We start from the raw sequence: 13,507 nt of genomic DNA on the forward strand, positions 1-13,507 counted from the left end.
CATCGCCGGCAAGGCCGTCTCCTACATTCAAACCATCGCCAAATGCTGCTTGCGCGTTGGCACGGCAAAGGCTCGGTCAATAGCGCGCAGGTCTTCACTGCTGAGGGTCAGGCTGGCCGCCGCAGCATTCAGGCGCACATGCTCAGGTTCCACCGCTTTAGGAATGGCGATCACATCGTCATGACGCGTCACCCAGGCCAGGCTCACCTGCGCAGGCGTTGCGCCATGGCGCTCGGCAATCTCGATCAGGGTCGGGTGCTTGAGCAAACGCCCGGCCTGGGCCAGCGGGCAGTACGCCATGGTCGGCAACTGGCGCTGGTGGCTCCAGGGCAGTAGGTCGAACTCGATACCGCGTTGGGCAGGGTTGTACAGCACCTGGTTGGCGGCGCAGTCGGGGTTGTGCAATTCGCGCAGGTCGTCGACATCAAAATTAGACACCCCCCAGCGGCCGATCTTGCCCGCTTCGCGCAAGCGCTCAAAGGCCTCGACGGTCTCCTCCAGCGGATACTGGCCGCGCCAGTGCAGCAGGTACAGATCAATAAAATCAGTGCCAAGGCGCTTGAGGCTACGCTCGCAGGCTGCCGGTATACCGCTGCGGCTGGCATTGTGCGGGTAAACCTTACTGACCACGAAAACCTGCTCGCGGCGCCCGGCGATCGCTTGGCCGACCACCTCTTCAGCACCGCCTTCAGCGTACATCTCAGCGGTGTCGATCAGTGTCAGGCCCAGTTCGATGCCTTGCTGCAGGGCGGTCACTTCGCGGCTGCGCTGGCCCGGGTCTTCACCCATGTACCACGTGCCCTGACCGATGGCCGGAACGTTTTTGTCGGCAAGCTTCACTGTACGCATGACACCTCCTGGTAGCGGGAATGTTCTTGTAATAAGTCGAGCAGCGCCTGGGCCGCTGCCGACAGTTTATGGTCAGCCAACAGAGAGACGCCAATGCGCCGCTCGATGATCGGATCGACCAGCGCCACGCAGCGCGCGCCGAGCTCCTGCATCTGGCCAATGCACAACGCCGGCACCGCACTGACCCCCAGGCCGTTGGCAACCATGCGGCCGATGGTCGATAGCTGATGACTTTCGAACGCCACGGCCAGCTTGCCGTGCTCGGCCGCCAAGTGCTGTTCCAGCAACAGGCGCACCGCCGAGGGCCGCTGCAAGGCAATAAAATCTTCGGCGAGCAACTCGTGCCAGCTGACTTCGGCTTGCTGGGCCAAAGGGGAATCGGTTGGCACCACGGCCACAAAGCGATCCAGGTACAGCGGCTTGAACAGCATCGGTGCGCTGGCCTCAGGCTCAATGCCGATGCCCAGTTCGACGCGGCGATGGCGCACCAGCTCCAGCACCTGCTCGTTGATCACGTCATGCACGGTGACGTTGACCCGCGGGTAGCGCTGGCGGAACACCTTGAGCACTGCCGGTAACAGATTACCGGCATAGGCCGGCATGGCGGCAATCGATACCCGTCCCAGTTGCAGGGTAAAGCGCTGGCGCAGCAGTTCTTCGGTGTTGTCCCAGTCGGCCAGCAGTTGCCGGGCCAAGGGCAGTAGCACCTCGCCCTCGGGGGTCAGGCTGACGCTGCGTGTGGTGCGGCTGAGCAGGGCGCCGCCAAGGTTGTCTTCCAACGCCTTGATGGTCAGGCTCAGGGCCGGTTGCGACAGGTGCAGGTGCTCGCCGGCCTGGGCGAAGCTCTGGTATTTGGCAACGGTGACAAAGGCGCGCAGCTGCTTGACGTTCATCGGCGTGGTCTATTCTTTTGAAAAATTTATCAAACAATCATAAAAACAAAATTAACAAATAAGTCTGTAGAGGTGAAGATGGGCCACACGCTCGCCGACATCCCTGTCGGTTCAACAACTACAAAAGGCGGATCAGCATGGCCGGACTGGACAAGCGCGTAGCAACCTATGAACAGGCTCTTGAAGGCCTGACCGACAACATGACGGTTTTGGCGGGTGGATTCGGCCTGTGCGGCATCCCGGAAAACCTCATCAACGAGATCAAGCGCCGTGGCGTCAAGGGCCTGACCGTGGTCTCGAACAACTGCGGCGTCGACGGCTTTGGCCTGGGTGTGCTGCTCGAAGATCACCAGATTCGCAAAATGGTCGCCTCCTATGTCGGTGAGAACGCCGAATTCGAGCGCCAGCTGCTCAGCGGCGAACTGGAAGTTGAACTCACCCCGCAAGGCACCCTGGCCGAGAAAATGCGCGCTGGCGGCGCCGGCATCCCGGCGTTCTTCACCGCTACCGGCTACGGCACCCCGGTGGCCGAGGGCAAGGAAGTGCGCGAGTTCAACGGTCGCAAGTACATCCTGGAAGAAGCCATCACCGGCGACTTCGCCATCGTCAAGGGCTGGAAGGCCGACCACTACGGCAACGTGGTGTACCGCAACACCGCGCAGAACTTCAACCCGCTGGCCGCGACCGCCGGCAAGATCACCGTGGTCGAGGTCGAAGAGATCGTCGAGCCAGGTGTCTTGCTGCCTACCGAGATCCATACCCCGGGTATCTATGTCGACCGGGTGATTGTCGGCACCTTCGAGAAGCGTATTGAAAAACGCACCCTCAAAGCCTGAACCGTCCCCGAACAGAACAACAAAGAGATCCTGACCATGGCACTTACCCGCGAACAAATGGCCCAGCGCGTCGCCCGCGAACTCAAGGACGGCTACTACGTCAACCTCGGCATCGGCATTCCGACCCTGGTGGCCAACTACGTTCCCGCCGATATGGACGTGATGCTGCAATCGGAAAACGGCCTGCTCGGCATGGGTGAATTCCCTACCGAAGCGCAGCTGGATGCCGACATGATCAACGCCGGCAAACAAACCGTGACTGCTCGCACCGGCGCGTCGATTTTCAACTCCGCCGAATCCTTTGCAATGATCCGCGGCGGGCATGTCGACCTCACGGTGCTCGGGGCCTTCGAGGTTGACGTGGAAGGCAATATCGCCTCCTGGATGATCCCCGGCAAGCTGGTCAAAGGCATGGGCGGGGCGATGGACCTGGTAGCCGGTGCCGACAACATCATCGTCACCATGACCCACGCCTCCAAGGACGGTGAGTCCAAGCTGCTGTCACGCTGCAGCCTGCCACTGACCGGCGCCGGGTGCATCAGCAAGGTGCTGACCGACCTGGCGTACCTTGAGATCGAGAACGGCGCCTTCATCCTGCGCGAGACGGCGCCAGGGGTGACGGTGGAAGAGATCATCGAGAAAACCGCCGGCAAACTGATCGTCCCGGACGATGTGAAGGAAATGACCTTCTGATCTGATTGTTACAGTGCTTGAGCAGGCTTTATCGCCGGCCAGGCCGACGTCTACAGAAGAACCACGCATTCCTCTGTAGGCGTCGGCCTGGCCGGCGATAGGGCCTGTTGTCGTTCCAAAAAAACCAATAAAAGGAAAACCCCGTGGCCGCTGATATCCAAGACAGCCGCTCCGCTCGCTTTGCCCTGCGTTGCTCAAACTGGGCCGAACGCTGGTTCCCTGACTCCTGGGTGTTTGCCGCCCTGGCCGTGATTCTGGTCTCGGTGGCCGCCATGGCCATGGGCGCCAAGCCCACCGACACCGCCAAGGCCTTTGGCGACGGCTTCTGGAGTCTGATTCCGTTCACCATGCAAATGGCTTTTGTGGTGATTGGCGGCTATGTGGTCGCCAGTTCGCCTCCGGCAGTGAAACTCATCGACCGCTTGGCGCGCCTCCCGAAAAATGGTCGCTCGGCGGTCTGCTGGGTGGCGTTGATCTCGATGCTGGCATCCTTGCTCAACTGGGGTCTGTCGCTGGTGTTCGGTGGCTTGCTGGTCCGCGCCCTGGCGCGTCGCGCCGACCTGCGCATGGATTACCGCGCTGCTGGCGCTGCGGTATACCTGGGCCTGGGCGCGGTTTGGGCGCTGGGTCTGTCGTCCTCGGCTGCTCAGTTGCAAGCCAACCCGGCCAGCTTGCCGCCGTCGATTCTGGCCATTACCGGGGTGATTCCATTCACCGAGACCATTTTCCTCTGGCAGTCTGGGGTGTTGCTTCTGGCCCTGTTGGTGGTGTCGCTGGTGGTCGCCTATGCCACCGCGCCGGGCCCTAACAGTGCTCGCACTGCCGAAGCGTGCGGTATCGACCCAAGCTTTTCGCTGCCGCCTCCGGCCAAGCGCAGCCGTCCCGGCGAATGGCTGGAATACAGCCCGATCCTGACCCTGCTGCTGGTGTTTCTGGCGGCGGGCTGGCTGTACCACGAGTTCTCGACCAAGCCTGCGATCACCGCGATTTCTGGGCTCAATACCTACAACTTCCTGTTCATCATGCTCGGCGCTTTGCTGCATTGGCGTCCACGCAGCTTCCTCGATGCCGTGGGCCGCGCGGTACCGACCACCACCGGCGTGCTGATCCAGTTCCCGCTGTACGGTTCGATCGCCGCCATCCTCACGCAGGTCCAGGGCGTTGATGCGCAGACCTTGGCGCACCATATTTCCACTTTCTTCGTACAGATCGCGACCCACGACACCTATGCCGTGCTGATGGGCGTGTACTCGGCGGTGCTGGGCTTCTTCATTCCGTCCGGCGGTGGCAAGTGGATTATCGAAGCACCGTACGTAATGCTGGTGGCCAATGATTTGCAGTACCACCTGGGCTGGGCGGTGCAGATCTACAACGCCGCCGAAGCACTGCCGAACCTGATCAACCCGTTCTACATGCTGCCGCTGCTCGGCGTGTTGGGCCTGAAGGCGCGTGATCTGATCGGTTTCTCCTTCGTTCAGCTGTTGGTGCATGCGCCCTTGGTGCTGTTCCTGCTGTGGCTGCTGGGGACAACCCTGGAGTACACACCGCCCGTGATGCCGACACCGGCGGGTTAAGCGCTACAGACAAAAACGCCCTGCAGTGCAGGGCGTTTTTTATTGTGCGGGTAACTCAGCTGGGGATCATCGCGAACCCAACACCAAAGCGGTTCCAGGCGTTGATGGTGGCAATCGTCAGCGTCAGATTGGCCACCTCGGCTTCGCTGAAATGTTCGAGCAGGGCACGGTATTGATGTTCCGGCGCACGCAGGTCGGGCAGGCGCGTCAGGCTCTCGGTCCAGGCCAGGGCGGCGCGTTCGCGCGAGGTGAAGTAGGCGGTTTCTTCCCAGACGCTGAGGGTTTGCAGACGCGCCTCGGTTTCCCCGGCCTTGCGCGCATCGTTGGCGTGCATGTTGACGCAGTACGCGCAGCCATTGATTTGCGAGGCCCGCAGGCGGATCAGCTCAAGCAGCGACGTTTCCAGCCCGGACTTACCCAGGGCCATCTCCAGACCAACCATGGCCTTGTAGGCTTCTGGTGCGTGTTTGGCCCATTCAATACGATTGCTCATCCCTATTCTCCAGTCAGTTCCCGCATCAGGCGGCGATGGCGCTACCTTAACGCTGCACGGCCGCTGCTCGAATAGCCAATTGCGTCGAATCTCAGGAGGCCAATCAACCGAGGGTCTGCAGGGTATCGCGCACCCGGTCCAGAGCCGGGTCGATGTCCAGCAGTTCGATTGCACCAAAGCCGAGGAGCAACCCGGAACGTAACGGTGCCTGGGCGTGGAAGGGCGCCAGTGAGTAGAGCCCGACCTCGACCTTGCGCGCCATGCTGATCAGAAACTCCACGTCCATATCGCCCTTGGCCAGGGCACTCAGGTGATAGCCGGCGGTGGCCGGTACCACCTCGAACCACGGCGCCAGGTCACCTTGCAAGCGCTGCAGGATCCGTTCACGACGGGCGGCATATACGTCATGCACGCGGCGAATGTGCTTGAGTAATGCGCCTTCGCTGATAAAACGCGCCAACGCCCATTGACTCAGGGTCGGTGTGTGCCAGTCGGTCAACTGCTTGGCGATACAAATGGCTTCGCGCAGAGCTTCAGGAACGACGGTATAGCCCAGACGCAGCTCCGGCAGCAGGGTTTTCGAGAAAGTGCCGACGTAGGCCACCAGGCCATGGCGATCCATGCTTTGCAGTGAGTCGGTGGGCCGTCCCTCGTAGCGAAACTCACTGTCGTAGTCGTCCTCGATGATGATTGCACCCAGCGCTGCGGCGCGCGCCAACAACGCCTGGCGCCGCGCCAGGCTCATCGGCATGCCCAGCGGGAACTGGTGGGACGGGGTGACGTAGATCAGCCGGGTACCCTCGGCAATCTGCTCCACGCACAGGCCCTGGGCATCCACCGGTACGTACTGCAACTGCGCACCCTGGGACAGAAACAACTGGCGTGCGGGGGTGTAGCCGGGGTCTTCCATGGCGACCTGGCAGCCCGGCTCGATCAGAATCCGCGCGATCAGGTCCAGCGCTTGCTGGGCACCGTTGCACACCAGCACATCGGTGCTGTCGCAACGCACCCCGCGGGCGAAGGCGATATGCCGGGCGATGGCCTCGCGCAGTTCCGGCAAGCCCTGATGAGCGGCATAGCGGGTGCTGCCGCGACGGATCTGACGCAAGGCGTACTGGTTGCAGCGGCGCCAGTCATCAAAGGGAAACTGGGCTTTGCTCGACGCTCCGCCAATGAAGTCATAACGCAAGGTGTTGGGGGCAAGGTCCGCCAACAGGTTGGCCCGCGCGCGCCATTTGGCCAGGGTGGCGGCGCCGGCCAGGGGCAGGGTGGTGCTGGCTGCGGGCAAACGGGTCGGGGTCGGGGTGATGAATGTGCCTTTGCCCACCTTGCCGCTGAGCAGGTTGTCGTAGGTCAGGCGCGAATAGGCTTCGGCCACGGTCTTGCGCGACACGCCCAGTTGCTCGGCCAGGAGTCGTGTCGGCGGCAGTTGCGTGCCCGCCGCCAGGCGCCCGCTATCGATCCCCTCGCGCAGTTGCTGGTAGAGCTGATCGGCCAAGCCTTTGCTGCCTTGCAGGCTGATATGAAGTTCCATGCTGGGGCGGGTCCGCGGGCCAAAGACAGGCGTGCAGATTAACCGATCCGCCTGGCCATTGCCGTTGATCCCCTCAGCCGACGCTTGGCCATCAACGCGCCACACTTTAAAGGTCGGGGTTCTCCGGCGGGTCGGCGAACCTCTTGCGCATACAGGAGCGTCGCCATGTACCTGCGAACTCTGTTTTGTCTGGGCCTGCTGTTCAGCGTCAGCGCCCAGGCTAGCGAATCAATCGCTGTCTACCACTACGGCATGCCACTGGATATCGCCCGGGTGCTGAACATGAGCGAGCCTGCCACCGAGCTGTGCGACGTGGTCCAGGCCAGCATGGTCTATCTCGACTCAGCCGGTCAGCAACACACCTTGCACTACCTGAAGCTGGCGCAGGCCTGCAGCGATCAGGGTTAGTCCCACGCGGGCGCCAGGCTGTCCGGGCTGATCAGGCGCAGGCCACTGTCGAGGGTGGCGATTTTCGCCATCTCATCGCTGCTGAGTTTGAGCTCGCTGGCCTTGAGGTTGCTGGCCAGGTTCTCGCGCCGGGTCGAGGACGGAATCACCGCATAGCCCAGCTGCATGGCCCACGCCAGGGTTACCTGCGCCGGGGTGGCCTGGTGCAGGGCGGCGATCTGCTGGATGAGCGGGTCGTGCAGCACTTTGCCGTAGCCCAGGGTCATGTACGAGGTCACGGCAATGCCCTGACTGTGCATGTACGCGGCCAACGTGCGGTTTTGCAGGTAGGGGTGCAGTTCAATCTGGTTGGTGGCGATGACACCTTTACCGACCACTTCGATGGCCTGGCGCAGCAGGTCAATGGTGAAGTTGGACACACCGATCTGGCGGGTCAGGCCTTGAACCTTGGCTTCAGCCAGTGCGTCCATGAATTCACGGACCGGCACGGCGCCCTTGGGTGATGGCCAGTGGATCAGAGTCAAGTCCAGGTAGTCGGTGCGCAGTTTGCTCAGGCTCTCCTTCAGGCTTGGGATCAGCTTGTCAGCGGCCAGGTTCTCGGTCCAGATCTTGCTGGTCAGAAACAGCTCATCGCGGGCCACGCCACTGGCAGCGACCGCTTGGCCAACCTCGGCTTCGTTGCCGTAAATCTGCGCCGTGTCGATGGCCCGGTAACCAAGCGCCAGGGCTTGGCTGACCGAGTCGATCACGACCTGGTCTTTGAGGCGGAAAGTACCGAGGCCGAGCAGGGGAATGGACATGTAAAGGCTCCTGTGAAGGGCTGCTGAATGAATGACCTGCAGTATTGCGCCGCTGTGCCGCGAGAAAAATCCCTGTCCCGACACAACTTTTTTGCCGCTGACGCACGAATCAGTAGAGCCAGATGGTAGCCTTGCAGTGTCAGTCGCAATGGATCTGGTCATGACCCGGCACAAGCTCAGCATTCGCCAACGCAATGTCGACAACATCCTTCTGGCCGCTGAGCAGGTCTTTGCCGAAAAAGGCTTCGCCGGTACCGCCATGGCCGATATTGCCGAAGCTGCACAATTGCCGCGCAGCAATGTGCACTATTACTTCAGTACCAAGGCTGAGCTGTATCAGGCGGTGTTGTTCGGTCTGCTTGATGTGTGGAAGCAGGATGCCTTGTGCTTTGAGCTTTATGATGACCCGCGCATCGTCCTGAGCAGCTATATCCGCGCCAAGATGAACCATTCACGTAGCCGGCCGTTTGGCTCCAAAGTCTGGGCCAACGAGATCATTCATGGCGCGCCCAACCTCGGCGCGGCACTGGACGATCCGTTGTATGACTGGGCAAAGATGAAGGAAGCAAAAATTCGCCAGTGGATCGACGATGGCCGCATCCTGGCGGTGGAGCCCTCGGGGTTGCTGTACATGATCTGGGCCTCGACCCAGCACTATGCCGATTTCAGCCACCAGGTCGGCGTGCTCAACGACCACCAGCCGCTCACTGACCTGCAGTTCGAGCGGGCGGTGCAGACGGTGACCAGTGTGATTCTGCGCGGGATCGGGCTGGAACCGTAGCCTGGCAGATCGCGTCTGCGCTTGCTGATCGACTATGGGAGCCGGTCGTGCCGGCGATGGCATCAGCGCCGTAACAGTTGCTGCGCGGTGCCTGCATCGCTGGCAAGGCCAGCTCCCACAAAATACTTATTCAGCGCGGGCAAAGGCTTTGAGACCTTCGCCTTCCAGGCGATAGCGCACCCATTCATCCTGAGGCTGTGCACCCAGCGAGCGGTAGAACTGAATCGCCGGCTCGTTCCAATCCAGCACGCTCCATTCCAGTCGGCCACAACCGTTGTCACAGGCCTCGACAGCGATATGCCGCAGCAACTGCTTGCCGGCACCGCCGCCACGTTGTTCGGGGGTGATGTACAGGTCTTCCAGGTAGATGCCATTACGCCCCAGCCAGGTCGAATAGCTATAGAAGTACACCGCATAACCAATGGCCTGGCCGTCACGCTCGCAGATCAGCCCCAGGGCCTTGGCGCCGTCATCGAACAGGGTACGTTCGATATCGGCAACCGTGGCAATCACTTCGTGGCGAGCACGCTCATACTCGGCAAGCTCGGTAATAAACGCGAGGATTCGGGCGGCGTCATCGCGGCGGGCAGGGCGGATGTGCAAGGTCATGACTGGCTTCCGTGGGTGCTGGTAATGGCGCATAGGGTAAACAACGGCGCAGGACAGCGAAACGCCGAATATTCTATGCTTGCCCTCGACGTTCTATCTGACGAACAAGGACCCAGCAATGACCTGGTCAGCGGCGCAGTACAGCACCTTCGAACGCGAGCGTACCCGACCGGTGCGCGATCTACTGGCAGCCTTGCCACCGCAAAGCATCAGCACAGCCATCGACCTTGGTTGCGGCCCGGGTAATTCGACTCAAGTGCTGGCTGAGCGTTATCCGCACGCTGCGCTGAGGGGGCTGGATAGCTCCGAGGACATGCTCGCCGCCGCGCGCCAGCGCCTGGCTGGCCTCGACTTCGAGTTGGGCGACATCGCCACCTGGAGCGCGCCGCAAGGCGTGGACGTGATTCTCGCCAATGCCTCGCTGCAATGGTTGCCCGATCACGCGCAGTTGTATCCGCACCTGGTCAGGCAACTGACCGAGGGTGGCTGCCTGGCCATCCAGACCCCGGACAATCTTGACGAACCCGCCCATCGCCGGGCCCGCGAGATTGCCAGTCAGGGCCCCTGGGCCGACAAAATCGCTGCGATCAAGCACCCACCACGGCACACGGCCACCTATTACTACGACGTGCTTAGCCCGCATTGCCAGCAGGTCGAGGTCTGGCGCACCACCTATTACCATCCGTTAATGGGCGGGGCGCAGGCGGTGGTGGAGTGGTTCAAGGGTTCGGCATTGCGTCCGTATCTGGCGGCACTGGACGCCGGTGAACAGGCGCAATTTCTGCAGCTTTACGTGCAGGCCATGGAACAGGATTATCCACCGGCGGCTGATGGCAAGGTGTTGTTGCCGTTCCCACGGCTGTTTATCGTCGCCAGGCGCTGACGCGCCGTTTCAGCGGCTGGGCTGGCTGCGCGGCCAGTGGCGGATCACCTGTACATAGACCACGGCGTTGATCACCACCACCACCGCGCCCAGCAGCAACTGGATACCTGGGGTCAATCCAGCCGGGTAGATGACGGGAAGAATGTAGTGCTCGATAAAGCCGCCTTCGTAACCCGACTGGCCGGCGGCCTGGCGCAGGTGGTTCTCCCAGTCAGTCAGCGGGCAGAACAGGTGCAAGAACTCCACCGCAATGCCCCAGCACATCGCCGGTAAATGCCACCACAGCACACCGCGCCATTTCAGCACCAACAAGCCGCCAAACAGCACGAAGACAATGAACAACAGGTGAAACAGCACCAGACCGTCGGCGCCCAGGCGGTACAACATGGCAATGGTTTCCTCGGGCTCGGAATGTCCCTTCAGGCACCATGATAAAGCGTAAAGACAACGAGGGTGGATGATCCTTCCTCGTTGTTGTTACAGGCGTCTCAGGACGCTTCGCGGTAAGGGTTGCGCGGGTCATGCTGCCAGTCAAGGAACGGCTTGCCGGTGTCCTGGGGCACCATTTCGATGCAGTCCTGCACCGGGCAAGTGATCTGGCACAGGTTGCAGCCCACACAGTCGGCGTCGATCACTTCGTAGCGGTGGCTGCCATCGGCTTGCTTGAGGTTGGCGATGGCCTGGTGTGAGGTGTCTTCGCAGGCGATATGGCAGCGGCCGCAACCGATGCAGGCCTGCTGGTCGATTTTGGCGATGACCTGATAGTTGATGTCCAGGTACTTCCAGTCAGTGGTGTGACTGACGGCGCGGCCGCTGAAATCCTGCAGGCTGCGATAGCCCTGACTGTCCATCCAGCGCGAGAGGCCGTCCTTCATCTCGTCGACGATGCGAAAACCATGGAGCATGGCCGCGGTACACACTTGTACGGCACCGCAGCCCAGGGCGATGAACTCGGCGGCGTCGCGCCAGCTGCCGATGCCGCCGATGCCGCTGATCGGCAGGCCATGGGTGGCCGGGTCGCGGGCGATTTCAGCGACCATGTTCAGGGCAATCGGTTTAACCGCCGAGCCGCAGTAGCCGCCGTGGGTGCTCATGTCGCCGACAATCGGCAGGGCGACCATGCGCTCAAGGTCGACGCTGGTGATCGAGTTGATGGTGTTGATCAGCGAGACGGCGTCGGCACCGCCGCGGTGGGCGGCGCGGGCGGATTGGCGGATGTCGGTGATGTTGGGGGTGAGTTTGACAATCACCGGCAGTGAGCAATAGGTCTTGCACCAACGGGTGACCTGTTCAACATACTCCGGCACCTGGCCCACTGCCGCGCCCATACCCCGTTCGGGCATGCCATGGGGGCAGCCGAAGTTCAGCTCGATGCCATCGGCACCGGTGGCTTCCACCAACGGCAGGATGGCTTTCCACGATTCTTCAGTACACGGCACCATCAGCGACACAATCAGGGCGCGGTCGGGCCAGTCTTTTTTCACCTGGGTGATTTCCCGCAGGTTGATCTCCAGCGAACGGTCGGTGATCAGCTCGATGTTGTTGATGCCCATGACCTCACGGTTGACCCCGTAGTGGGCCGAATAACGTGATGACACGTTAACTGCGGCGGGGTCTTCACCGAGGGTTTTCCAGACCACGCCGCCCCAGCCGGCCTGGTAGGCGCGAACTACGTTGTAGGCTTTGTCGGTAGGCGGGGCGGAGGCCAGCCAGAAGGGGTTAGGCGCCTTGATGCCGGCAAATTCGATCGACAGGTCAGCCATTATGCAGCCTCCACATTGAGCATCAGTTGGGCATGTATGGCCTCGGCGGCCAGCTTGCCGTGCTGCACGGCCTGGACCGTGAGGTCCTGGCCCAGGTGGGTACAGTCGCCACCGGCGTAGACGCCGGGCAGGCTGGTGCGCATCTGTTCATCGACGCGGATACGCTCGCCGTCGCGGGCCAGGGTCTGGGCACTGCTGTCACTCAGGGCGTGTTCGTCGAACGCCTGGCCGATGGCCTTGAAGATGGCGTCGGCGGCCAGCTCGAAGGTTTCGCCGGTGGTGTGCAGGCGGCCGTCGAGCATGCGTGTACGGGCAAAGCGCATGCCGCGCACCCGGCCCTGGTCGTCGAGCAGCACCTGCTCAGGCTGGGCCCAGGTCAGCAGGCGTACCTGGTTCTCCTTGGCGATGTGCTGCTCATGCTCGGTGGCGCCCATGTCTTCAACGCCGCGGCGGTACACCAGGTTGACGTCGCGGGCGCCGAGGCGGGCCATCTGCACCGCCATGTCGATCGCCGTGTTGCCGGCGCCGAGCACAATGCAGCGATCAGCTAGCGGCAGGCGGGTCAAATCCTCTGCTTGGCGCAGTTCGCGGATGTAGTCGGTGGCGGCGAGCATGCCGGGTGCGCTTTCATCCGTCAGGCCAAGCTGGCGCACAGCATTCAGGCCGAGGCCGAGGAACACCGCATCGAACTGGTGTTGCAGCTCGGCCAGACTCAGGTTTTCACCCAGCACCTGGCCATGGCGGATTTCGATGCCGCCGATCTGCAGAACGAAATCCACTTCACGCTGGGCGAAGTCATCGACCACTTTGTACTTGGCAATGCCGTATTCGTTCAGACCACCGGCCTTGGGCCGGGCCTCGAAGACCACCACGTCATGGCCGTGCCAGGCCAGGCGGTGGGCACAGGACAAGCCAGCAGGCCCGGCACCGACCACGGCGACGCGCTTGCCGCTGCTGGCCGCGCGCTGGAACGGGTGCGCGGTGAACTCGGCGTGGTCCAGGGCATAGCGTTGCAGCAGGCCGATCAGCACCGGTGCGCATTCCTGGTGATGATTGCGTACGCAGGCTTGCTGGCAGAGGATTTCGGTCGGGCAGACTCGCGCGCAACTGCCGCCGAGGATATTCGCCGAGAGGATTTTTTCCGCAGCACCCTGAACGTTCTCCTGGTGAATGTTGCGGATGAACGAGGGAATGTCGATGTCACTGGGACAGGCGTTGACGCACGGGGCGTCATAGCAGTACAGGCAACGCGAGGCTTCGACAGCGGCCTGACGGGCATTGAGCGCTGGCGCCAGGTCGCTGAAGTGTTCGGCGAGGGTGGCGTTGTCGGCGTTGGGTCGGGGTAGGTGGTTGAGGGCATCGATCACGGTGGTTTCCTCATTTTTTATTTT

15 protein-coding genes are annotated in these 13,507 nt (G+C 61.9%); 6 read left to right on the forward strand and 9 right to left on the reverse strand.

The window, feature by feature from the left end:
- Positions 1-27: 27 nt before the first annotated feature.
- Positions 28-849 (reverse strand): aldo/keto reductase, encoded by an 822-nt coding sequence (locus CX511_RS11065; protein WP_101292211.1) that lies wholly within the window; start codon positions 847-849, stop codon positions 28-30.
- A complete protein-coding gene (locus CX511_RS11070) occupies positions 837-1,742 on the reverse strand; it encodes a LysR family transcriptional regulator (RefSeq protein WP_045183842.1) in 906 nt (301 codons plus the stop codon). The genes CX511_RS11065 and CX511_RS11070 overlap by 13 nt, the downstream gene beginning before the upstream one ends.
- Before the next feature lie 137 nt (positions 1,743-1,879).
- Between CX511_RS11070 and CX511_RS11075 the strand changes: the two genes are divergently transcribed.
- The 3 genes from CX511_RS11075 to CX511_RS11085 all read left to right on the forward strand — a co-directional run bounded on the left by CX511_RS11075 (position 1,880) and on the right by CX511_RS11085 (position 4,845).
- The gene (locus CX511_RS11075) at positions 1,880-2,578 is read left to right on the forward strand and encodes a CoA transferase subunit A (protein ID WP_045183840.1); all 699 of its coding nucleotides are present in this window, start codon (positions 1,880-1,882) and stop codon (positions 2,576-2,578) included.
- Positions 2,579-2,614: 36 nt separating this feature from the next.
- On the forward strand, positions 2,615-3,271 hold the full coding sequence (locus CX511_RS11080) for a CoA transferase subunit B (protein ID WP_045183838.1): 657 nt from the start codon (positions 2,615-2,617) through the stop codon (positions 3,269-3,271).
- A 143-nt stretch (positions 3,272-3,414) separates the two neighbouring features.
- On the forward strand, positions 3,415-4,845 hold the full coding sequence (locus CX511_RS11085; RefSeq protein ID WP_045183836.1) for a short-chain fatty acid transporter: 1,431 nt from the start codon (positions 3,415-3,417) through the stop codon (positions 4,843-4,845).
- A 55-nt stretch (positions 4,846-4,900) separates the two neighbouring features.
- On the opposite strand, the gene CX511_RS11090 is transcribed toward CX511_RS11085, so the two are convergent.
- Both CX511_RS11090 and pdxR read right to left on the reverse strand, forming a co-directional pair.
- Positions 4,901-5,338, reverse strand: coding sequence for a carboxymuconolactone decarboxylase family protein (locus CX511_RS11090; RefSeq protein WP_101292212.1), 438 nt, complete (start codon positions 5,336-5,338; stop codon positions 4,901-4,903).
- 103 nt (positions 5,339-5,441) lie between these two features.
- Entirely contained in the window at positions 5,442-6,872 is a 1,431-nt protein-coding gene (gene pdxR / locus CX511_RS11095) for a MocR-like pyridoxine biosynthesis transcription factor PdxR (protein ID WP_101292222.1), read from the reverse strand.
- Between the two features lie 165 nt (positions 6,873-7,037).
- Here pdxR and CX511_RS11100 point away from each other — a divergent pair, with 165 nt between their 5' ends.
- Positions 7,038-7,280, forward strand: a complete 243-nt coding sequence (locus tag CX511_RS11100; RefSeq protein ID WP_045183833.1) for a DUF2790 domain-containing protein — start codon at positions 7,038-7,040, stop codon at positions 7,278-7,280.
- Here CX511_RS11100 and dkgB read toward each other — a convergent pair.
- Complete coding sequence (gene dkgB / locus CX511_RS11105; RefSeq protein ID WP_101292213.1) at positions 7,277-8,080, reverse strand: 2,5-didehydrogluconate reductase DkgB; 804 nt, start codon at positions 8,078-8,080, stop codon at positions 7,277-7,279. The genes CX511_RS11100 and dkgB overlap by 4 nt on opposite strands.
- 160 nt (positions 8,081-8,240) lie before the next feature.
- On the opposite strand from dkgB, the gene CX511_RS11110 reads away from it, so the two are divergent.
- A complete protein-coding gene (locus tag CX511_RS11110) occupies positions 8,241-8,861 on the forward strand; it encodes a TetR/AcrR family transcriptional regulator (protein ID WP_045183829.1) in 621 nt (206 codons plus the stop codon).
- A gap of 126 nt (positions 8,862-8,987) precedes the next feature.
- Here CX511_RS11110 and CX511_RS11115 read toward each other — a convergent pair whose 3' ends face one another.
- Positions 8,988-9,470: a GNAT family N-acetyltransferase gene (locus CX511_RS11115; RefSeq protein WP_045183827.1), complete on the reverse strand. Its 483-nt coding sequence runs from the start codon at positions 9,468-9,470 to the stop codon at positions 8,988-8,990.
- 118 nt (positions 9,471-9,588) lie between these two features.
- Here CX511_RS11115 and tam point away from each other — a divergent pair, with 118 nt between their 5' ends.
- On the forward strand, positions 9,589-10,353 hold the full coding sequence (tam, locus tag CX511_RS11120; protein ID WP_101292214.1) for a trans-aconitate 2-methyltransferase: 765 nt from the start codon (positions 9,589-9,591) through the stop codon (positions 10,351-10,353).
- Between the two features lie 9 nt (positions 10,354-10,362).
- On the opposite strand, the gene CX511_RS11125 is transcribed toward tam, so the two are convergent.
- From CX511_RS11125 to CX511_RS11135, 3 genes are all read right to left on the reverse strand, one after another.
- Positions 10,363-10,740 carry a DUF2784 domain-containing protein gene (locus CX511_RS11125; protein ID WP_045183823.1) on the reverse strand — a complete coding sequence of 126 codons (378 nt, stop codon included), beginning with the start codon at positions 10,738-10,740 and terminating at the stop codon, positions 10,363-10,365.
- Positions 10,741-10,841: 101 nt separating this feature from the next.
- Positions 10,842-12,119: an NAD-dependent dihydropyrimidine dehydrogenase subunit PreA gene (gene preA, locus CX511_RS11130; RefSeq protein ID WP_101292215.1), complete on the reverse strand. Its 1,278-nt coding sequence runs from the start codon at positions 12,117-12,119 to the stop codon at positions 10,842-10,844.
- Positions 12,116-13,483, reverse strand: coding sequence for an NAD(P)-dependent oxidoreductase (locus tag CX511_RS11135; RefSeq protein WP_101292216.1), 1,368 nt, complete (start codon positions 13,481-13,483; stop codon positions 12,116-12,118). Before CX511_RS11135 ends, preA begins: the two co-directional genes overlap by 4 nt.
- Positions 13,484-13,507 lie beyond the last annotated feature (24 nt).

Source organism: Pseudomonas sp. S06B 330 (assembly GCF_002845275.2).
Lineage (GTDB): Bacteria > Pseudomonadota > Gammaproteobacteria > Pseudomonadales > Pseudomonadaceae > Aquipseudomonas.